The following is a 22,465-nucleotide window of genomic DNA, read 5'->3' as shown; positions in this document are numbered from 1 at the left end:
TAAAAACAGTTTTTGTTCCCGTAGTCTGGATGCTTAAAGCTTTTTTAAAAAAAGAAATCAGGTAATGGATAGGATTCTTCTGTCTCCATATCAGCTATCGTAATAAAATATTCTTTGGACAAAAAAGTTCACCCTGGTAGTATAGAAAGGTCCTATTTCTCTCTCAGCTCCCTGAAAAATTCATTTTAACAGAACAACACCTTTAAAAAAGCATATTTTATAAACGTATTGAGAATTTTCAAGCTGGTAATCTTCGTTTACTGTAAGGTAAGTTCTACCAAAGCATCGGCTATTTTTCGGTCATTTGCCAGGCGAGGTAGTTTATTTTGACCACCCAGCTTTCCGATTGATTTCATATATCGATTGAAGGAATTTTTCGGGAGGACTCTCACTACCGCAGGACGGAGAATTTTTCCTTCGATCAAATCGCGGTAATATACATTTTTTTCCTGCAGTATCTGATCGATGGTTTTTGCGAACGCATCTAAATCGAACGGTAGCTCATCAAATTCGATCCACCATTCATGATAGGGTAAACCACCTTCAGGCGGGGCCACTTGAGGAGCTACCGTGAACTCATTTACCCTACCTCCATGATGCTGCTGAGCAGCCTTGATAGCAGCTTCAACCTCACTTCCAATGACATGCTCACCAAAAGCTGAAATAAAGTGTTTTATACGACCTGTGACGCGTATCCTGTAAGGATTTGTACTTACGAATTCGATGGTATCGCCAATATTGTATCCCCATAGCCCGGCATTGGTGTTGAGAATCAATACGTAATTGACCCCGGTTTGAACTTGTCCGATGTGATATCGCGGTGGATTTTCTTCAAAAAACCGATCGGCTGGGATGAATTCATAGAAAATACCTGCATTCAGCAGGAGCAATAAATCGGAACTGCCGGGCTGATCCTGATATGCTATAAACCCTTCACTGGCAGGATATAATTCCAATACATCAACCTGTCGTCCGATGAGTTTTTCAAAAACCTTAACGTAGGGTTCAAAGGCTACGCCACCCACCACAAGAAGCGAAAAATTCGGGAAAACTTGTCCGACTGTGGACTTTCCGGTGTGCTGTAAAAGTCGCTCAAAATACATCTGAATCCAGGGAGGTATTCCACTGATCAACCGCATGTCTTCCTTCACGGTTTCGCGTACTATGGCATCTACTTTCTGCTCCCAGTCTTCGATGCAATTGGTAGCCCAGGATGGCATGCGGTTGCGCTGCAAATAGCCAGGAACATAATGTGCAACAATTCCTGAAAGTCTTCCCGTTTTAATGCCTGCCACTTCGCTCAGTACCGGGCTCCCCTGTAAAAAAATCATTTTGCCGTCTACAAAACCGGCATTGCCGCTGTGATAAATGTAATGCAACAGCATGTTGCGCGCCCCGCTGATGTGATAGGGCATGCTTTCGCGACTGATGGGAATGTACTTCGTGCCTGACGTAGTACCGGATGTTTTAGCAAAATAAAGAGGTTTACCAGGCCATAGCACATTAGCATTTCCCTCCTTGATTCGCTCAATGTAAAATTTCAGCCCTTCGTAGTCGCGTATGGGAACCTGTTTTTTAAAGTCGATATAATTTGTTATTTCCTCAAAACCGTGCTCTCGACCAAAGTCAGTATTTCTGGCTTGTTGGATGAGTTTATACATCCATTTCATTTGGATTTCAACCGGCTTTGACGCCCATTGACGTGTATCTGCCACCACGTATTTCGCCAGTTGGCGCGCAAAAAAAGACTTTAGCGACATTTTTTATCTCAAAAGATTGTGTTTAGAAGTTGATGAACAATTGTGGATTCATCGGTTGGCCTTTTTGCCAGAGTTCAAATGCAAAAATCGGTTTGCTATCGAATTCACGAGTACTTTCTACAAATGAAATCACTTCGCCTGCCCGCACATTTTGTCCTTTTCTCTTAAGAGGAAATGCCAGATTTCGATATACGGAAATTAAATCATTGCTATGCTGAATGATCACTACATGATTCCAAACAGGATTAAAATCTGCAAACACCACCACTCCGTCATACACACTTTTAACAGACTCTGAGTTAGTTGTGGTGATTTCAATGTGATAATTTTTCTGCTCCGGGTCAAATCCCGCAACCACTACTCCTCTGACCGGCGGAAACAGCAACAATGCACTGAAGAACTGTTCACGACTTACGGGTTGCAGGTTAAATTGCTCCTCCTGTTCTATTTCATAACGAAGTAAGCTGTCGTGCTTACCTATCGTCAGATCAATCTGCACGGAGGTCTCAGCCAGCATTTTGATATCGGTAGAGTCGTCGGGTTGAATTTCACCACTGATCACGGATTTGAGCACAGTGAGATAATTTTCAGCATATTGCAGCTGGCGTTCAAGAGAGTCAATGGCAGCAGCATTTTGTATGGCAAGGCGTTTCAGCTCGGTACTGGAGTATCCAGGTATGTATTCGCGCAAAGGGGTAAAGGCAATGATAAATGTGGTGGCTATCACCAAAAGCAGACTACCCCCGGCTACCAGGGAGAATACAAGAGGCTTGGTCAACTTCACAGAGAACCGTTCTTCGAAGTTCTCATCGTTGAGAATAACCAGCCTGTAGCGATTTTTAAACGATTTTTTTAAACGGTTTCGAAGCGACATCGGCGCAAAAGTATCGAATGGCGCCCGTAATCACACACATTCGGTTAGCAGCTCTGTGACATTGATGATGATTTTGTGTTTGCTGAAGCATTGGCTCAGGTATTTTTTAATATGCTTTTTACTTCGATTTATACCAGGCCTTCTTTTGCAGTAAAAATAAAAAAGCAGTAGTAAAGTATCTTTAATTTTCCCTTATTTCGTAGCCGGAACAGCATAATACAATTCCGATGAAACGTATTTTATGGGGAATATTTGGTTTTACACTTATGTATAGTGGTTGTAAGGACCCAAAAACTTCTGGCGACATGAATCAAAAGGAAGTGTCTTCCGATAGGCCCGTTGTATATCAAATGATGGTGAGATTATTTGGAAATAAGGCAGCGGTAAATAAACCCTGGGGTACAAAAGAGGAAAACGGAGTAGGAAAGTTTGACGATATCACCCTGGAAGCTCTTATGGAACTGAAAGCTCTCGGTGCCACTCATATCTGGTATACAGGGGTACCACATCATGCCTTGGTAGGAGACTATACTCAGTACGGAATTTCAGAAGATGACCCCGATGTAGTAAAAGGACGAGCGGGAAGTCCCTATGCAGTCAAAGATTATTACAATGTGAATCCCGACCTGGCCAATGATGTGTCACAGAGATTGCAAGAATACAAAGCCCTGATTGAGCGCACACACCGAGTTGGGTTAAAGGCCATTATGGATCTGGTTCCCAATCACGTGGCCCGAAGGTACAACAGCATCAGCCGACCGCCGGGAATCAAAGATTTGGGAGAATCCGATGATACCAGCGTGGAATTTCATGTAGACAATAATTTTTACTATATACCAGGTAAATCCTTTAAAGTTCCGGTGTGGAAAGATGGATATCTACCACTTGGAGGTGAGCCACATCCACTGGCCGATGGGTTGTTTGATGAACATCCGGCAAAGTGGACCGGAAACGGCAGCCGTTCGCCACAACCGGATTTCTATGATTGGTATGAAACAGTAAAGCTCAATTATGGAGTGGACCCGGAGGGCAAAAAACACTTTCCTTCTCTTCCTGAAAAATTCAGACAAAAGGATTATCGCGCCCATTATGAATTTTGGAAAAATAAACGCGTACCGGATACCTGGGTCAAATTCAGACAAATTGCAGAGTTTTGGATTGATTTTGGGGTAGATGGATTTCGTTACGATATGGCAGAAATGGTACCAGTAGAATTTTGGAGTTACTTAAATTCTGCCATTAAAAACAAAAAACCAGACGCCTTTCTGCTGGCTGAAATTTACAACCCTAATCTTTACCGCGATTACATCATGTTGGGAAAAATGGATTATCTCTACGACAAAGTAGAGATGTACGACAGCCTGAGAGCGATAGTGGAAGGTCGCGGCAGCACCGATGCACTTCCCTCCATAATAGCACGGAATGCAGATATACAGAGACACCTGCTGCACTTTCTCGAAAATCATGACGAGCAGCGTATTGCAAGTCCGGCCTTTGCCGGAGATCCTATCAAGGCGCTTCCAGCTATGGTGGTATCGGCTACAGTGGACCAAGGCGCCACAATGATATATTTCGGGCAAGAAGTGGGCGAGCCAGCCGCTGAAGATCCCGGATTTGGAAAACCCACCAGGACCAGTATCTTTGATTACATAGGTGTACCAGCTCACCAGCGCTGGATGAACGGTGGTAAATTTGACGGTGGCGCTCTGAGCGAATCAGAAAAAATCCTTAGAAATTACTACAAAACCTTGCTCAACATAGCACGTAGCCACCCTGCACTCACTGGAACACACTACGACCTCCACCTCCACAACAGAACTGCAAAAACGGAGAACTACGATGAAAAAACCTATGCCTTCATCCGCTCAAAAAATATGAGTCGACTGCTGATCGCATGTAATTTTTCAGCGAAAACCAAAAAGCTAAACATAAAAATATCTCCTCAGGTAGTAAAAAAACTACAGCTCAGTCCGGGGACCTATCCCGGAAGTGACCTCCTCTCAGGCCACACTGCTTACCTTGTAAATATTGGCAAATCAGAAGGCTTCGTGGAAATAAATCTTGCGCCATGGCAAAGTGTAGTAGTTGAATTCTGATCAGAGGATGGAAAGCTGGATTGTTTTCAGAGAAAATCTCGTTCAGTCGATTAAAAACATTTTTAGTCATCGACTAAGATCTGTAATCACAATGCTGATAATCGCTTTCGGGATTACTGCATTGGTCGGTATTTTAACCTCTACCTCAGCCATTGAGCAAACGATCAGCGGTCAATTCAGCAGATTGGGCGCCACCACATTTACCGTACAAAACAGGGCATTAAACATCCAAATTGGCCGGAGGAGAAATCCCGTACAGGTATTTCCCCCGATTACTTTGATACAAGCCCGTAAACTAAGTGCTCAACTCGGCGAAAAAGACATCAGCAGCTCAGTCTCTTATCTGGCCACCGGTACCGCCACACTAAAAAGAAATTCAAAAAAAACAAATCCCAACATCGCTATCTGGGCAGCAGAAGGCGACTATTTGCTCACAGCAGGCTATGAATTGGCTATGGGAAGATATTTCACCGAACAAGAGATGCACAGGGGAAGTAATGAAGTCATAATTGGAAATGAAGTGCAAAAATTACTTTTTTCAGAAGAAGAAAATCCGCTGGGTCGATTTATTTATATAGGTTCCAATCGCTACAGAGTAATCGGCGTTTTAAAACTCAAAGGAGCTTCTTCGGGCTTTGGGGGCGACCGCTCGGCCATAATCCCGCTCACCAACGCACGGGCTAACTACCAGAGAACTTCCAGTACCTACGCAGTCAACGTGTTGGCACCCACCGCCGAAGCGCTCGATGGTCTGATTGGTGAGGTCACAGCTATCATGCGGGCTATCAAAAAGTTGAAACCTGACCAACCCAACAATTTCGAAATTATCAAAAGCGATTCATTTGCCCAAATTCTCATCAGCAACCTCAGGTATGTAACACTTGCAGCTACGGGAATTGGCCTCATTACCTTGCTGGGAGCCGCCATTGCATTGCTCAACATCATGCTGGTGTCCGTAACCGAACGCACCAGAGAAATTGGCATACTCAAAGCCCTCGGAGCCAGAAAGGCCACCATACGCCAGCAATTCCTCACAGAAGCCATTGTGCTGACACAAATGGGTGGTGCCGCGGGCATCCTACTTGGACTTGCCATCGGCAATCTGACAGCTTACCTGATAGGTGGAACCTTCACAGCACCCTGGCAATGGATTCTGCTGGCATTTGTGCTGTGTTTTGTAACAGGTGTACTGGCAGGATACTATCCTGCTAACAAAGCTGCCAGTCTCGATCCGGTAGAAGCACTCAGATATGAATAGAGACCACAGCGCTATAATTCTTGACTTAAAAAGGACAAAGCGGAACCATCAGCTCTTGAATGTTATCTGTTAAGTAAAATTAAAAACCGACTCATCCTATATTTTTGAATTCATAGGCCATATCAGCTATATATTCAATATCGGCATTGCTCAGAGCATTGCTCAGAAAGTAACTTTCAAAGGCGGATGGTGGCAGATATACTCCTCTGCTCAGCATGTGATGGAAAAATTTCTTAAAAGTATTTAAGTTGGCCTTAGAAGCTTGTTCAAAGTTGGTTACCTGGTCCACATCAAAGTGAAAAGAGAGCATACTCCCCAGTCTATTAGCAACAAAGGTCCACCCATTGGCACTAAGTGCTTCAGATAGTTTCTTCTCGAGCAATTCAGTTTTATGGTCGAGTTCCGAGTATATTTCAGAATGTTGGTTTAATATGGATAGCGTCGCATATCCGGCAGTCATTGCCAATGGATTGCCCGATAGAGTGCCGGCCTGATACACATTTCCAAGAGGTGCTATAGCTTTCATGATGTCCCTCTTGCCGCCAAAAGCGCCGACTGGCAAGCCACCGCCAATTACTTTTCCAAAGGTGACCAAATCAGCCTGAATACCAAGTCGCTGCTGGGCACCACCAGGCGCCAGTCTGAAACCCGTCATCACCTCGTCAAAAATTAATATAATTCCATACAGGTCACACAATGTTCGAAGTTTTTTCAAAAAATCATTTTGGGGTGGAACACAACCCATATTTCCAGCGACCGGCTCTACGATGATGGCCGCTATATCACCGGGATTTTGGTCTATGAGTCTTTTTACCGCTTCAATGTCGTTGTACGGAGCTGTCAGGGTATCTTGTGCTGTACCTCCGGTCACTCCAGGAACGTTTTGAATGTCAAAAGTTGCGACACCACTTCCGGCTTTTACCAGAAATGAATCCGCATGACCATGGTAGCAGCCGTTGAATTTGATAAATTTGTTTTTGCCAGTGTAGCCCCTGGCAAGCCTTAGCGCACTCATGCAGGCTTCAGTACCACTGTTTACCATCCTTACCATCTCCAGACCGGGGACCATCTCTTTCATCAGTTCGGCCATTTCAATTTCGAGACGAGTAGGAGCGCCAAATGAAGTAGCCACAGACACCTGTCTGGCTACCGCTTCTACCACGGTAGGATGTGAATGACCCAAGATCATAGGCCCCCAGGAGGCGATCAGGTCGATGTATCGGTTACCATCCACATCATAGAGATATGCCCCTTCTGCACGTTCGAAAAATACCGGGGTCCCCCCTACACTCTTAAAGGCACGTACAGGAGAGTTTACTCCTCCGGGAATGCTCTCCTGAGCTCTTTCGAACAGAATTTCACTTGTCCGAATGGAATACTTTACTTTCATACTGACTTCTGATTAAAACTGCTGTAACCGGATAGTGGTCTGATACCATTGGCCGGGTTGTTACCATGTGTTTTATTGTTTTGAATTCAGAACTATGAAATATGTAATCAATTCTGAAAGGATATCGAGTGCGGTTGTAAGTGTGGCCAATACCGGTGCCCGCCTGAGTAAAAGTATCTTGCAATCTTCCGCTGAGCACTTTGTAGGTGTAGGAAACAGGAGTATCGTTTAAATCGCCCAATAGTATAACTGGATGTGGAGACTCGATGATAAATTCCTTAAGCTCTCGTACCTGATGAGCCCTTTTTTCAAATGCCCGGTTGATTTTTTGCAATACAGAGAGATAGTTGGCTTTAAGCTGCTCGGAATCACTTTCTATCGATGGATTTTCGACCATTTCCAGGTCTTCATTAGTGAGTTTAAACGACACCAGATGTGCACAAACCACTCGTGCCATTCCCAATGGAGTTTTAATATCGGCATAAATGAATCCATCCCGGTCATCAGCAGCCTCTGATTGGAAATAAACAACCTGTTTTTGTGCAATTGGAAATTTTGAAAAGATCGCCATTCCAAAATTTTTGTTTCTAAAAGATGTAGCAATAAACTGATATTTGAAATCATTGAATTTGGGAGTGTTTTCTGACTGATAATACTCTTGAATACCAACGATTTGAGAGCCGAGTGAATCCAATAATTTTGGCATAATCTCTTTCACATCCTCATCGAACCAGTGCCAGTGGTTAAAGAGTCGTACATTGAAAGTCGTCACAGTAATGCTTTCTTCTGTAAAAACCTCTTCATTTCGAATAAAATTTTGAAACAATGTATTGGCCTGTGGCAATACGAGGGCGATGGATCCTAAGGTGAGCAACACCCTTAAATTGAGCTGTAATATCCAGTACAATCCCAACAAAACATTTACAATGAGAAACACAGGAAACAGCAAACCGGCTATTCCAATATATTTGACTAAATCAGGGGGTATAAAATAAGAATAACCTGACAGAATAGTAGCAAATACTACTGAAATATGAACACTATAGATGATGAGATTGAGTAGCTTTTTCAATAAGAAATACTGCTTTACTGTTTGCCTATTTTGAATAAAAACTCTTTTTCTTCCTTGCTCAAACTATCATAACCGGACATGGATATTTTATCGAGTATTTGGTCCAATCGCTCTTGGTCCGACATATGCTGGTACCTTGAATACACATTGGTATATCCCTTCTTTGAATATACTTTTCTCAATTTCTTTTTTTTACCAAAAAGAACTTGTAAATAATCAGAAAAATCATAAATCCAATGTGTAATATCCACCCCCCGGTCAAATGATTTTGCCATCAAATAGCCAAAAATAGCTCCACCAAGATGAGCGATGTGTCCACCGGCATTTGAACGCTCAATTCCCGCCAGATCAAACAAAACGGCAATGACTGCTACTACCCACAGTTTTACCTCCAGTACAAAAAAGAGCCTGACCGGATATCCCGGCGCGTATGTGGCAGCAGCAATGATGATCGCCATTACAGCAGCCGAAGCCCCTCTATTGGTAGCCGCCGGTAAAACCGTTTCGAATACTGGGAACAAATTGTAAGAGATAATATACAGAACACCTCCCGCCAGTCCGCCTGAGATGTAGGTGCCCAACAGCTGCTTCTCACTAAAAAAATTCAGAAAAATAAGCCCTCCAAAATACAACCATAGAAGATTAAATATCAAATGAAAAACACCTTCGTGAAGAAACATATAGGTAATCAAAGTCCATGGTCGGGTAACCAAATCGGGTAAAAACGCCGGCAAAGTAAACCAGTAGAGTATCCGATGAGCGAAATTGCTTTGAAAGAGAAATTGAAATATGTTGATAAAAAGAACCACTACAAACACAAGCACATTGACCACTATCAGTCTGGTGAGCATATCTCCATCTTCTATCAATCTTTTCAGCTCCGACCTCATAAGCTAAATTTCTTTACAAAATAACAAATAAGCCCGTTATAAAATGACTCAATTTAATAATAATATCGATCTTCTTTGTTTTGCCAGTATTTTATCAGAATAAATCCAAACAACATGCCTCCTAAGTGGGCAAAATGAGCAATGTTGGACGATGGATCATTACTAAGCCCATTGATCAGCTCCAAAGCCCCGTATATCATCACAAAATACTTGGCCTTAATAGGAAACAGAAAATAAATAAATATATATTGATTTGGGAACATCATGCCAAATGCCAGTAAGACTCCGAATACCGCACCCGATGCACCCACAGTGGGTATATTAAACTTCAGATAATATTGCTGCAAGATATCCCGTGGCACTGCTATGGAAAGGCCTTGATGAATTTCACCAGTGCGAAGCATGGCCAGCGAAAGATCATCGAAACCCGAAGCTCTGAGAATGCTCTCCAGTTTCATCATCTCCCAATAATTGACACCCAGATGCAGCACAGCCGCTCCAAGACCTGTAAAAAAGTAATATATCAAAAACTTCTTTCCCCCCCAGTAATTTTCAATACTGGTTCCAAACATCCATAGGGCGAACATATTAAAAAAAATGTGTCCGAAATTTCCGTGCATAAACATGTGAGTCACCAACTGATATGGTCTGAACTGCTGCGAGCCGGGTAGATACAAACCCAATATCTCATTGAGGTCTAAACCAAAAGTATTTTTAAACGAAAAGGTGGCGAAAAAGAAAATACCATTGATAATCAAAAGGTTTTTAATTACTTCCGGAAGAAGGTTGAATCGGACTGGTCTGTAGTACATGTAAATATGCTATGTTATGAATTGAACAATTTGTCAAAATCAGACAACCGCACAAGGGCAAATGTTTTTTTTCCACGAATGCCGGATGCCGGATTCTCCAGGTTAAACAAATTTTTAACAAGCTGAGCCATTTGTGTTTGCGTAAGTTTTTGCCCGCTTTTATAGGCTGAGCCTGCGGCTATTTTCCGGCAAAGAAAATCATAGAGGACCTCTTCTGCTCCATTCCATTCGGATTCATCAAGGGAAAGGCTTCGCATGATATCCTCAGCATGGGCAGCTTCTAACTCAATTGGTAGTCCGTAAAGGGCTATTTCTGTTTTCCCAATCGCTTCAAAATCAAATCCTATAGAATTCAGCAGTGTTTTAAAGTGGAGGATTCTATCCATTTCACGAGCTGAAAACTCCAGTTTGACAGGGATGAGCATCTGTTGTGAAAGAACCGTTCTGTTTTTTATGGATTTTTTAAGGCTCTCATAGAGCACTCGCTCGTGTGCATACTGCTGATGAATGAGATACGCCTGTTCAAGACGCACATACATAATGTATTTCTTATAGAGTTGAAAAAGCTCAGTTACCAGGTCCTCTGAAAGGGAAATGACCTGAGTGGGAATATCATACCCAAAAAGCGGGTCAGTCTCATCTGGGGAGGATGTATTTGCCTCTACCTTTTGAGCTATTTTATACAGCTCTTCCCAATTTTTAGGAGTGCCTATCGTCGGAACTTTTACCGTGTTTCCCTGTGATTTGTAAGTCTCAGGATTAAAGGGGTTGAAATCAGCATTTACCAGAATGGTAGGCACTACCGGAGGTTTGGTAGCATCAAATGGCACTTGAATGGATGTTTCCTGCTCGAAATCCAGTACATGCCCCACAGCACTAATGCCCAAGGCTCTTTTAGCGGCTGATTTGAGCAGATGGTATACAGTTCGTTCATCCCTGAATTTAACTTCCGTCTTGGTAGGATGAATATTGACATCTATTTCCGATGGGTCAATTTCGATAAATATGAAATACGACGGAAACAGCTCCGGACCAATTAATCCTTCATAAGCCGTCATTATCGCATGATGCAGGTAGGTATTTCGCACATACCTTTTGTTGATAAAAAAGTATTGCTCTCCGCGGATTTTTTTTGCCACAGTGGGGGTCGTCACATATCCCCCAAGTTGTACAAAAGAGGTTTCCTCATTGATAGCCAGCAAATTATCTGCTGTTTTTTGGCCAAAAAGGGAGTGAATTCTCTGTTTTAGATTGCCGGGGAGCAGGTGAAATACTTCCGTGTCGTTGTTAATGAGTTTAAGACGCTTGTCGGGATGAGCCAAAGCTATCTTTATAAATTCCTCATAAATGTGCTTCTGCTCCACTTGAGCCGATTTTAAAAAATTCCGTCTGGCCGGAATGTTGTAAAAGAGATTTTTTACGGAAAGAATAGTACCTTGGTTGGCAGCGATATGCGTTTGGTGTACTACTTTACCGGCCTCCAGACTCAAATGAGTAGCAACCTGGTCATCTTTGGTTTTTGAAATGCAATCTACCTGGCTGACTGCCGCTATTGAAGCAAGTGCTTCGCCCCTGAAACCCATCGTGCGGATTTTAAATAGGTCCTCGGCTGTACTGATTTTGGAAGTGGCATGCCGTTCGAAAGCAAGTCTGACGTCTTGCTCCGGAATTCCACATCCGTTGTCGATTACTTGGATAAGGCTTTTACCGGCGTCTTCTATCACCAGGGTGATCTGACTAGCTCCGGCATCTATCGAATTCTCCAGCAGCTCTTTGACCACCGAAGCCGGACGCTGCACTACCTCACCAGCCGCAATCTGATTGGCTACGTGATCGGGCAGCAATTTTATCACATTGTTCATCAAATAATTCTGCACTTATGATGTCCCCAAAATGGGCTTAACCAAAATGTAAAAAATAAATAATAAACCCAGTAAAATGAGAAAAATTCTGATATTTTGCCCTGATTGGTTATTGGGTTTGTTTTTGCGGATTCTCTCAAGATTTTCTTTCAGTCGTATACCAAACTCTTGTGCTCTGGCTTCTGAGCTTGAATGTGATTCCGATTCCAATTCTCTTTTGAGTTTTTCAATTCTTTCTTTTGAAGCATCATAATACAATGGCTTGTAATGGAAACCTTTTGGTTTAGCAGTTCTGAAAAAAATAAATTTGCTCATTTGACTAACAAGAAAAATTCCCTAACCCAAAGATACAATTTCGGAACAAAAATAATAAGACCTACCATGGCCGCTGTAACCGAAGAAATTAAAACTGCTCCGGCAGCGATATCTTTTATCCGTTTTACCATAGGATGACGTTGAGGCATCACAAGGTCACATATGGTTTCGATGGCAGAATTCATTGCTTCGGAAAATAGCACCAACCCGATGCTAAGCACACAAAATACCCACTCCAAAACATTGATTCTAAGTACAATGGCCATTATAAGAACCATTCCAGCTGCCAATACATGAATCCTAAAGTGTGACTCTTTGACCAGCTCTTGAATTCCATAGAATGCAAATTGAAATGCATGCTTTCTCTTTACTATATATCTCTTGGTCTTAAATTTCATAACAGTTGGTCAATCGGCATCAAAGATGCAATAAAGTCGGAGTTGAGAAATCCATCTTTGCCATATTGAAGTTTTTCATTCGTCTTTAAGTCGAAAACTCCTCCGCCCAGTGCCCTCAGAAGGGCATCGCCGGCAGCAGTATCCCATTCCATAGTATGACCATTTCTGTAGTAAATATCACCTTTGCCTTCAATTAAATAGGTATATTTTATTGCAGAACCCACCTGGGCAAAGTGTAGTGTAAATCTTTTCTTCAGTGTGTGGAGTACGGGATCCGGTTTACTGGTCTGAAAATGGGATCGGCTCATCAGCACAACTTTATCTTTTTGAGCGGGATTTAAATCAGGTCTTTTCAATTCATTGGTGTTCATGTGGTCAATAAAACCGTTTGGGAAGACTGCTTTATAAACCCTTCCTTTTTCAGATACAGCATACAATATGCGTTTTGCAGGAATGGCTATAATTCCCGATATTGGAATTTGATGCTCAAGCAATGCGATATTTATGCAAAATTCACCATTTTTTCGGATGAATTCTTTTGTTCCATCTAAGGGATCAACCAACCAATACAAACCGTTTGGGTGCGTATGCCCAAGTTCGGAAATTCCTTCTTCACTGACCACCGGAATTCCGGTTTTTGAAAGCACTTCACGGATGATTTCATCAGAGACGAGATCAGCTTCTGTTACGGGGGTTTGGTCATCTTTCTGCCGTATCTCATAGTCTGCACTGTTGTAAATCTGCATAATTTTCTCAGCTGCGTTGATAGCAGCTGAAATTGCTAAAGATATTTCGAATTCAAAAAATTTCATTCCTTAATGTATCCATATCCTTTTAGCTGAGTTCCTAATCCATAGGCCGTAATGGTGGTATCAAAATCATTTAAAACTACTGTTGTATTTCTAAGCTGATTTTGCTTAATTTTTCTTTCTAAATTTTGTAAAAAACTCTGTTGAGTTACATTTTTTCTGGCAATGATTAAATTTACATCACTGTAATTCATAATTTCGTATGCATCGTTTACTGCCATCATTGGAGGTGTATCAATTACTATATAGTCAAAATTGCCTTTTGCAAAAGTCATAAGCTCATTAAACTTTTCCGTAATAATCAACTCACTGGGATTGGGTGGCACTGGTCCGGCACTGAGCAAATACAAATTGTCAATAAATGTTTGCCGGATGGCAGATGGATACTCAATACCACCGGAAAGTAAAGTGCTCAATCCCACATCATTGGTAAGTTTAAGTTCGTCATACAATTTTGGCTTCCGCATATCTGCGCCGATGAGAAGTGTCTTTTTACCTCCCATAGCGAGCAATGTGGCAAGATTCAAAGAGCAAAAGCTCTTGCCCTCCCCGGGTACAAAACTGGTTATTACGACAAGAGTTGAATCCTGATCAGCAGGCTTAAAAAACTTTAATTTGGAGCGAATGATTCTAAACGATTCACTGATTATGGATTGGGGCTGATGATACACTACATTTGGAATATGGTAATGATTATGGGGTATTTGAGCTATAAAGTTTACATATGTGAAAATGTTGTAATTGGTTACTTCATCAATTGTGGTTTTTGTAAATATCCTACCAATAAAGATGGCTACAGCAAGAAAGAGCGTTCCCATGCTACCTCCAACTACATTCACAATAAAGATGGGGGATTTTTTCTGAGGTTCTCTATTTTCGTAATCAATAAACAGGATGCCTGATTTATTAAAGTTTAAGCTGATCTCCATTTCAGATTTCTTGTAAAGAAAAAAGTTATAAATATTTTCAATGACTTTATAAGTGCGTTCAATGGATATCAATCCTATTTCCAGACCGGGAATTTGAGAAAGTTTTGTTTCAATTTCTTCTATTTTACGCTTATTTTGAGAAATGGCTTCGCTATTTACCTTAAGAAGATTTTCTGCATGTGATTTTATCAAACTAAGTGTACTTTTGATTTGGTCATTAAGCTGCTTAACTATTGGATTGTTGTCACTTAGGTCGGTAAGTTTTCTCCGTTGTAACTTGAGCTGATTCAGCTGATTAGTTAGTGATAAAATGATGGGATCATTGATACCTGATGCCTGTGGAACGGTACTGATTCCATAATCAGAAACGTCAGAAGTAGCAATGAGATATTTTAAAAATTTATCGGCCATTTGGAGCTCAAAATCTTTTTTGTCCAATTCAAATAATTTGCTTAACAATTGGGCACCTTGACTTTTGGAATCCAGAAGCATCTGACTGGATTTAACGCGTTCTATTCTGGATTCAATATAGCTAAGTGAATCTTGAAGCAAGTTCAATTGTTGTCGTATGAAATCAAGGGTTTTAATAATGTTTTCGTTCTTGATTTCTTTACCCATTGCCTCATACTCTTCCACATGTCTCTTTAGAAGAAAAATTGTCTTTTCAGGTGTATTGGATTTTATCAGGATATCCAAACCAGAACTTTCCTTGGCTGTGGGAGTAAACGTAAGACTTTTTTGCAGTTGTTCTGCAAGTTCATAGGGATTGTTAAAGGTAAAATAGAGCTCTGAAAATGGAAATTCTTCCCCTTTAAAAAGCACTTTAAACTTGAACAAAGGGGACACTATCCATTCATCAAATCTGAATAGATTTTCTCTTGTATTGAAATGTTTAATGACATCATCGTCTGATTTTATTTCGTTAATCTTATCCGTTGAATAATCAATGATTAGATTTGAAGGGTTTTTTATTTTCAGTTTAAAGGTTTTATTACGGAGGTTTACTTCATGGATAATGAAATTTGTATTGATCAGTTGAGGGTGATTTATATCTAATTCCACCTGTATGGGTGAGTTGCCAAAGAGTTCTCTACGCCTAATAAACTCCGGAACAAAATAAGCAACGTGATAATCATAAGATTTGATGGTTCTTAAGCTTAATTTGTTTGATTTCATTATCACCACCTCATTTTCATACATCAAGCGGGGATTGTAACTTCTGACCAGCTCCTGAAGACTTTTGAATGCACTGCTTCCATCGTCCTCCACGTTGAGCAAAAGCATAGCTTTTGTCTCATATTTTGGCGTTGTATTCAGATAAAAAAACAAACCAATGACACCACCAATGAAAGCTGAAATCACAAAGATTTTCCAAAATCTTAGGAGTTTTTTTATTACTTCGCTTATGGAAATGGACGAAATCTCCTCCTCATCCGGTATATCTTGTTCCTTACTTACTTCAAAATCCTTTATTTGGTACATTTACCTACGTGCTAAACAACTTTTTGCGACCAAAATACACTACAGCTTACTTTTATAATTTGTAGAAAGAGAAATTCATCTCTTTTTTTTAGGAAGGGTATGGGTTCTTTCTTCTATGGTGGTATTTATTTTTTACTTCTCTTTTTGAGGTACTCGGACAAAACCTGGTAGTACCCGTTTTCAATCACGGACAAGTGAATATCCATCCCTGCATCAATACAAAAAGAATGTAATTTTTTTATTTGTCGCTGAATTTGTTTCTGATACATCTCTCTGGCTTCCAATGGAGAAACTTTAATTTCTCTGCCACTTTCCAAATCGACTAAAAGAAGCGGTGCATCTGTTTCGAAATCAAATTCCAGCTCTGTTTTTCGATGGACTATATGAAAAACGAGCAGGTCTATTCTGTTGAATTTTAAATGATTAACAGCATTAACCAGCTCATCGAAGTCTGTTTGGTCACTGAGTATCAGATCGCTAAACAAAATCAGCAACGAATGCCTGGGAGCTGTTTCGGCTAATTGGTGAAGAACCTCGGGCAGTTTTGTCGTTTTAGCAGCTTGAGAGATTGGCCTGGAAAGAGCCGATTTCAAAAGATCAAAACAGGTGCGCAGATGCAAAGCACTGGTTCCTTCTGTCGTATCTTGATAAACTTTTTCATCGAAAAAAGTGATTGAAAAACTATCTCTTTGTGATTTAAACAAGTGGATCAAAGAGGCCGCTGCCAATATTGAAAACTGAATTTTGGAGGGATTGGCCGGATAGAGATACTCGTCTTCGACCAATGGATAGTACATCGATGAGCTTGTGTCTATCAGGATTCGACATCTGAGGTTGGTCTCCTCTTCATATTTTTTAATAAGCAATTTTTCTGTTCTGGCATAGACTTTCCAATCGACATATCGAATACTCTCCCCGGGATAGTATGGACGATGCTCGGCAAACTCTACCGAAAATCCATGGTAAGGGCTCCTGTGGTACCCGCTCATAAATCCGTTGGCCAGCTGACGTGAAATCCACTCCAGTGAACCAAACTCAAATCTGCCCGGAAGTTGTATTTCCTTAGGTTTCAAGAGACAAAAAATGAAAAACGCCGGCTATACCGGCGCAGTGTATTAATTTAATTGCTTGTTTAACTTGTCGGCTAATACATTTTTGGAAGCCACACCTACGTGCTTGTCCACTACTTCCCCATTTTTGAATATCAGAAGTGTTGGAATATTTCGTATACCAAATTTGGAGGCTATGGACATGTTGTTGTCTACGTTGAGTTTTCCTACCACTGCCTTACCTTCATAATCTTTAGCCAATTCTTCAATAGTGGGGGCTATCACTCGGCAAGGGCCACACCATTCTGCCCAAAAATCTACCAATACAGGTTTGTCGGATTTCAATACCAACTCTTCAAAATTTGTTTCGTTCAATTCGAGAGCCATCTGTGTTCTTTTTTGTTGGCAAAGGTACAATTCAGACTGTCCGGTCTTGAGTAAGATTTGATTGAAAAAAAATAGACAAAAACTATGCTGGTAGGAGTAATGAAAATTACTTTTTTGAAAAGGTTTTAGCAGCAGCTGCAATGTAAGGGTCGTTTAATGCAACGACTTCACGTCCGGCGCGTGCTCCAAATACCATGTAAGCAATGGAAGCTTTGACATGTAGTACTGTGTATTCTTTTAATTCTTCTGTAGCAGATGAAGCATTTTTTGGATTTAGGCCCAAAATTTTTAAAGATTCTTCGTAAGTGGGATCAAAGTGCTTCAAATACATGTCAAATCCTTTGGATTTAATGTCACTGAAGTTGTGCAGTACATATTCCAGCATCTGTTCATTTGGATTGATCAGGTATTCACGGTTAAAAACGGAAGTGGTATTCGTGAAATTTTTTAATTCAATATCTGGTTGAATACCTCCTTTTTCCAAAAGAAAGTTGCCGTTTTTTGCCTTATGCGATTTGATTTCCTTAGTTTTTACATCATGAATTTCAGGCAAATAAGGCGCTTGTAGTGACCTCCCGGAAGGTGTGTAATATCTGGCTGTGGTGATTCGCACCCTTCCTCCATCGGGTAATATGCTCTCTTCCTGCACCAGACCCTTGCCAAAAGTCGGACTACCGGCTATCATACCTCTGGAATTATCCTGTATAGCACCGGCCAAAATTTCGGAAGCTGAAGCTGAGCCTTCGTTTACCAGCACAATAAGGGGAATATGTCTGTAGCGCCCGTCAAAAGGAGTTATTTCTGCTTTTATTTTTTTATTTCTGTCTTCTATGAGGACTATGGTGTCATTAGCCGAAAGGAATTCTCGGGTGATTTTAACAGCTTCTGAAAGAAGTCCGCCAGGATTGTCTCTTAAATCGATTATCAAGCCTATGGCTGTATCAATCCTCAATCGCTTAGCTTCTCTTAAAAACTGGCTGTAAGTATTTTCAGTGAATTTTTCTATAGCAATCAAAGCTACCCCTCCCGGCAAGTACACGGCTGAAGTCACAGATGGCATAGTAATCCAATCTCTTTGTACAGAAATATTTAATTTATTTCCGGATCTAAGTACATGGATTTTTATATTCTTTTTTTCGCTTTTCTTTATGAGGGCGACTACTTTGGATAAATCGCCGAAATAAGGCGCTTTACAAATATTTATTTGATTGATCTCCAATATTTTATCACCTGGTTGCAAGCCGGATGCTTCGGCTGGAGAGGATGGAAGAATGCTAAGCACTACAGCCGTGTCACGCATTAGAGTAAATTCAATTCCAAGTCCGAGAAATTTTCCGGATATTTCATCTTCCACTTCCTGAGAATGCTCTGAGTCAATAAACGTAGAGTGAGGATCCAGTCTGTGAAGAAGATCATTAATAGTTAAATCCAACAATGAGTCGAGATTGATTTTCTCTACATATTGATTTTCGATTAATGATATAACTCTTTTGAATTTAGAGAAAGGACCAACATTCAATTCTGAAGATGCGGGACTCTTATTTTCAGTGATATATACACCTGCAAGAATGCCAAAAGCCACTGCTGCAGCAATGTAAATTGGCCAGTATGTGAACTTTGAATCTTTCACATTGTAAATTTATCATTGAAACTGTATTCTTTCGCATTTGTTTATTTTCCTAATCGGCCATGTCTGGATAATGAGCTATTTCCACACCTGCTTTTTCCAAAAATTCCAATCCTGAGGTGTCGCTGTACTTTCTGATATACACCAATCGCCTGATACCAGCCTGATGTATGAGTTTAGCGCAGTCGCGGCAAGGCGATAGTGTCAGATATAAGGTGGCCCCATTGCATGACTGGGTGCTTCCGGCTACCTTCAATATAGCGTTGGCCTCTGCATGCAGCACATACCATTTGGTTTCGCCGTTTTCGTCTTCACACTCATTCTCAAATCCTGAAGGAGTGCCATTGTAACCATCGGAAATGATCATCCGATCCTTTACGATCAAGGCTCCTACTTTCTTCCTATTGCAATGAGAGAGCTGTGCCCACTGCAGGGCCATACGGAGATATGCTCTGTCGTATCGCTCCACTTTGTTCATCGCTGTACGATAATTTTCTTTATCTCCTTTGCATCGTTGCTATTTACAGTCAAAAGATAAACGCCCGAAGGAAGCCCTGTCACATCCAAAAATATCTCTCCACGTTCTACGTACTGTTCTTTGAAGTAATACAGTCTTCCAGTGAGATCAGAAACCTCTACAGTATATCGTCCCCCTTTCCGTACTTTTAGCATCGTTGAATCTTTCATTGGATTGGGATATACTTCAAGATGGGCATTATTGCTTGCTTCATTGAAAGACATGAAAAAATGGTCGTAAAACAACCATAAAACAGCTTCTCCGAATTCCTGACGCCAGAAGGCCTCATTGTGCTGACCTGATGGCACTACTTTGTTGAGAATAGAACTTTCATTAAAGCCAGAGTTAATCAACGTCTGCTTCATCTGAGCAATATTCTGCGCCACAGAGCCATTGCCTTCCAGGCCACCGGCCAATTGGTAGATGCGCATGGGATGCTGAGCACCAATGCTTGCCGGATAACTCCATACTTGACTGGAAAACCAGTAGCTTGGGGAGAAAATTCCCAATCGGGAATAAACATGCTGATCTCTTACACCTCCATATAAGGTTATTAGACCACCCATACTACTTCCCATCATACCTGTATGTAAGCGGTTTTTAAAAGTGCGAAATGTGCTGTCGATATAGGGCTTCAGATAGCCGGATATAAAGTCAAGGTACAAATCACCTTGCCCTCCGCCATATTGCGGATGCACCCAAGGGCTGTATTCATTGATTCTATCCACACCTCCATTATCGATTCCAACTACTATCAAAGACCTACCTAAAGTTGAATGAAGGAGATTCAAAGTTTCGTACACTTGCCATTCGCCTGCAAAAGACGTGGACTGATCAAAGAGATTCTGGCCATCGTGCATGTACAACACAGGAAAACTGTCTGCAGTAGCGTGATAATCGGGTGGAAGATAAAGCCATATCCTTCGGCTTCGGTTGAGTGGAGGCATAAAAAATGAAGGATGCAGGATGGAAACATTTGCTGCTGCAGTAGAAGTAGAACTTCCGAGATCTTCCCAGCTGAGAATTGACAATTTTAAAGTGTCGCCCGGACTCCAGGAATGGACCCTGTTTGGCAAAAAACTCCCGTTTTGGTTTCCTTCTACGGTCTGCCAACTCCCCCTGGTAAATTTGAATTGAATCGGATTTGAAGTTATTGATAAGGTTTTAAAATACTCTGTACCAGACTTGTTCAATATAGTTGCCGTATCTGATGGATTCCAGTTATTAAAATTGCCCGCAATGTAGATGGAGGCATTTACGGGTGTATTAACTGGGATTTGCTGTACCAGGATATGCAATTGTGCATAAGCTATTTGTATTGCAAATACGAAGGGTGCAATACATAAAATAATCCCTCTAAATCCAGATGATAAAGACATAGATACCGTAATTAATAAGAAAGTACATCAGATATAAAATTAAAAAAGCATGGACATAGCCATGCTCCAAAAAAGATAAAAATATCGATGATTAGTACTCATCTTCGTCCTCATCATCTTCTTCATCGGCATAGTCATCCTCTTCGTCTTCGTCGTCTTCGGGGTCAAAACCTGCTTCAAGAAGCCTGTCAGAGGTTCTCTTTTTACGTTTAGGTCTTTCATCGTCTTGCTCACTTTCCAGATCCTCGTCATCGATATCGGTGGGAGGTACATCTAGAGGTACGGGGATATTTTCATCTTCTTCGTCCAACAGTGTAAAAGCTTCTACGCGCTTGTCGAGCTCTACTCCCACCTTTACCAGGTATTTGGCTTCGTCAGTTTCGAGAGGCACAGCCGATACCCATTCGTTTTTTGCATTTTTAAATTTGATGATGTGATCTTCGTATCCATTGGGATAAGTTTCAACCAGCAGACTTAAAAGTTTATTGGTAATGTTTTTATAATCCACTATAATTCTTTTCTTCTCCATAGCTCCATGATATTATTGTCCTAAAACCCATGCAAAAATCAAAGGTGCTACGATAGTAGCATCCGATTCGATAACAAATTTTGGGGTATCAATTCCCAATTTTCCCCAGGTAATTTTCTCATTGGGAATAGCACCTGAATAACTTCCATAGCTTGTGGTAGAATCGCTTATTTGGCAGAAGTAGCTCCAAAATGGAATGTTTTCCATCTCCAGGTCCTGATACAACATAGGAACGACACAAATAGGGAAATCTCCGGCTATACCTCCGCCAATTTGAAAGAAACCAATTCCTTTGCCCTTGCTGTTTTTTATGTAGTAATCTGCCAACCAGGTCATGTATTCAATGCCAGATTTTACGATGGAAGGCTTGAGATCACCTTTTATGCAATAGGATGCAAAAATGTTGCCCATGGTGGAATCTTCCCAACCAGGTACTACTATGGGTAAATTTTTTTCTGCAGCAGCTACCATCCAGGAGTCCTTGGGATTGATCTGGTAGTATTGTTCGAGCACTCCGCTGCGAATGAGCTCATACATATATTCATGTGGAAAATATCTTTTTCCTGATTGATCAGCGTCTTTCCACAATTTAAATATGTGTTTTTGAAGCCTTCTGAAAGCCTCCTCCTCTGGAATACAAGTATCTGTGACTCTGTTAAAACCATTTTCCAGAAGCTCCCATTCGTCTTGTGGGCTTAGGTCTCTGTAGTTGGGAATTCTTTTGTAATGGTCGTGAGCTACCAGATTCATCAAATCTTCCTCGAGGTTGGCACCGGTACATGATATGATGTGAACCTTATCCTGACGGATCATCTCGGCCAAGCTAACACCTAATTCAGCAGTGCTCATGGCACCAGCGAGGGTTATCATCATTTTGCCGTCTTCTTCGAGATGTTTTTCATAGGCTTTGGCCGCGTCCACCAATGCTGCCGCATTGAAGTGCCTGAAATTGTGTTCAATAAACTTCGAAACAGGTCCTCTGTTTTTCATGGATGAAGTAAGATTTGGGGGCGAAAATATTTAGTCCTTT

The 22,465-nt window shown here is 41.2% G+C and carries 19 protein-coding genes; 2 read left to right on the top strand and 17 right to left on the bottom strand.

The genetic code is table 11. The features are described 5' to 3' along the window. Nucleotides 1-257: 257 nt before the first annotated feature. Nucleotides 258-1,760: a GH3 auxin-responsive promoter family protein gene (locus DES35_RS02860; protein ID WP_114365732.1), complete on the bottom strand. Its 1,503-nt coding sequence runs from the start codon at nucleotides 1,758-1,760 to the stop codon at nucleotides 258-260. A gap of 22 nt (nucleotides 1,761-1,782) precedes the next feature. Continuing rightward, nucleotides 1,783-2,634, bottom strand: coding sequence for a murein hydrolase activator EnvC family protein (locus tag DES35_RS02855; RefSeq protein ID WP_037355869.1), 852 nt, complete (start codon nucleotides 2,632-2,634; stop codon nucleotides 1,783-1,785). Nucleotides 2,635-2,861: 227 nt separating this feature from the next. Here DES35_RS02855 and DES35_RS02850 point away from each other — a divergent pair, with 227 nt between their 5' ends. Both DES35_RS02850 and DES35_RS02845 read left to right on the top strand, forming a co-directional pair. Further along, entirely contained in the window at nucleotides 2,862-4,730 is a 1,869-nt protein-coding gene (locus DES35_RS02850; protein ID WP_037355866.1) for an alpha-amylase family protein, read from the top strand. Nucleotides 4,731-4,737: 7 nt separating this feature from the next. Beyond that, nucleotides 4,738-5,988, top strand: coding sequence for an ABC transporter permease (locus DES35_RS02845; RefSeq protein ID WP_037356931.1), 1,251 nt, complete (start codon nucleotides 4,738-4,740; stop codon nucleotides 5,986-5,988). A gap of 91 nt (nucleotides 5,989-6,079) precedes the next feature. Here the strand turns inward: DES35_RS02845 and hemL are convergent, their stop codons facing one another. The 15 genes from hemL to DES35_RS02765 form a co-directional block, all read right to left on the bottom strand. After that, nucleotides 6,080-7,378: a glutamate-1-semialdehyde 2,1-aminomutase gene (gene hemL / locus DES35_RS02840; RefSeq protein WP_037355863.1), complete on the bottom strand. Its 1,299-nt coding sequence runs from the start codon at nucleotides 7,376-7,378 to the stop codon at nucleotides 6,080-6,082. Further along, the gene (locus tag DES35_RS02835; protein ID WP_037355860.1) at nucleotides 7,347-8,450 is read right to left on the bottom strand and encodes an endonuclease/exonuclease/phosphatase family protein; all 1,104 of its coding nucleotides are present in this window, start codon (nucleotides 8,448-8,450) and stop codon (nucleotides 7,347-7,349) included. The genes hemL and DES35_RS02835 overlap by 32 nt, the downstream gene beginning before the upstream one ends. A 14-nt stretch (nucleotides 8,451-8,464) precedes the next feature. Continuing rightward, the gene (locus DES35_RS02830) at nucleotides 8,465-9,340 is read right to left on the bottom strand and encodes a rhomboid family intramembrane serine protease (protein ID WP_114365731.1); all 876 of its coding nucleotides are present in this window, start codon (nucleotides 9,338-9,340) and stop codon (nucleotides 8,465-8,467) included. Nucleotides 9,341-9,393: 53 nt separating this feature from the next. Beyond that, nucleotides 9,394-10,152: a rhomboid family intramembrane serine protease gene (locus DES35_RS02825; RefSeq protein ID WP_037355845.1), complete on the bottom strand. Its 759-nt coding sequence runs from the start codon at nucleotides 10,150-10,152 to the stop codon at nucleotides 9,394-9,396. A 14-nt stretch (nucleotides 10,153-10,166) separates the two neighbouring features. Then, nucleotides 10,167-12,014 carry a DNA mismatch repair endonuclease MutL gene (mutL, locus tag DES35_RS02820; protein WP_037355843.1) on the bottom strand — a complete coding sequence of 616 codons (1,848 nt, stop codon included), beginning with the start codon at nucleotides 12,012-12,014 and terminating at the stop codon, nucleotides 10,167-10,169. A gap of 311 nt (nucleotides 12,015-12,325) precedes the next feature. Then, entirely contained in the window at nucleotides 12,326-12,727 is a 402-nt protein-coding gene (locus tag DES35_RS02810) for a diacylglycerol kinase family protein (protein ID WP_037355839.1), read from the bottom strand. Further along, a complete protein-coding gene (locus DES35_RS02805; protein ID WP_037355837.1) occupies nucleotides 12,724-13,539 on the bottom strand; it encodes a 3'(2'),5'-bisphosphate nucleotidase CysQ family protein in 816 nt (271 codons plus the stop codon). The genes DES35_RS02810 and DES35_RS02805 overlap by 4 nt, the downstream gene beginning before the upstream one ends. Next, nucleotides 13,536-15,947, bottom strand: coding sequence for an exopolysaccharide transport family protein (locus DES35_RS02800; RefSeq protein ID WP_037355834.1), 2,412 nt, complete (start codon nucleotides 15,945-15,947; stop codon nucleotides 13,536-13,538). Before DES35_RS02800 ends, DES35_RS02805 begins: the two co-directional genes overlap by 4 nt. Before the next feature lie 125 nt (nucleotides 15,948-16,072). Continuing rightward, entirely contained in the window at nucleotides 16,073-17,020 is a 948-nt protein-coding gene (locus DES35_RS02795) for a DUF58 domain-containing protein (RefSeq protein WP_051889106.1), read from the bottom strand. Between the two features lie 42 nt (nucleotides 17,021-17,062). Then, nucleotides 17,063-17,413: a thioredoxin gene (gene trxA, locus DES35_RS02790; RefSeq protein ID WP_371851070.1), complete on the bottom strand. Its 351-nt coding sequence runs from the start codon at nucleotides 17,411-17,413 to the stop codon at nucleotides 17,063-17,065. 76 nt (nucleotides 17,414-17,489) lie between these two features. Further along, nucleotides 17,490-19,013 (bottom strand): S41 family peptidase, encoded by a 1,524-nt coding sequence (locus tag DES35_RS02785; protein ID WP_170125677.1) that lies wholly within the window; start codon nucleotides 19,011-19,013, stop codon nucleotides 17,490-17,492. Between the two features lie 49 nt (nucleotides 19,014-19,062). Continuing rightward, the gene (locus DES35_RS02780) at nucleotides 19,063-19,488 is read right to left on the bottom strand and encodes a deoxycytidylate deaminase (protein ID WP_037355831.1); all 426 of its coding nucleotides are present in this window, start codon (nucleotides 19,486-19,488) and stop codon (nucleotides 19,063-19,065) included. Next, nucleotides 19,485-20,906 carry an alpha/beta hydrolase-fold protein gene (locus DES35_RS02775; RefSeq protein ID WP_114365728.1) on the bottom strand — a complete coding sequence of 474 codons (1,422 nt, stop codon included), beginning with the start codon at nucleotides 20,904-20,906 and terminating at the stop codon, nucleotides 19,485-19,487. Before DES35_RS02775 ends, DES35_RS02780 begins: the two co-directional genes overlap by 4 nt. 91 nt (nucleotides 20,907-20,997) lie before the next feature. Continuing rightward, complete coding sequence (locus DES35_RS02770) at nucleotides 20,998-21,435, bottom strand: hypothetical protein (RefSeq protein WP_037355828.1); 438 nt, start codon at nucleotides 21,433-21,435, stop codon at nucleotides 20,998-21,000. Between the two features lie 12 nt (nucleotides 21,436-21,447). Then, on the bottom strand, nucleotides 21,448-22,425 hold the full coding sequence (locus DES35_RS02765; protein ID WP_037355826.1) for a deoxyhypusine synthase family protein: 978 nt from the start codon (nucleotides 22,423-22,425) through the stop codon (nucleotides 21,448-21,450). Nucleotides 22,426-22,465 lie beyond the last annotated feature (40 nt).

The organism is Schleiferia thermophila, from assembly GCF_003337435.1.
In the GTDB taxonomy this organism is placed as follows: domain Bacteria; phylum Bacteroidota; class Bacteroidia; order Flavobacteriales; family Schleiferiaceae; genus Schleiferia; species Schleiferia thermophila.
The sequence above is the reverse complement of the archived record's forward strand: the minus strand, read 5'-3'. Positions and strand labels throughout refer to the sequence as shown.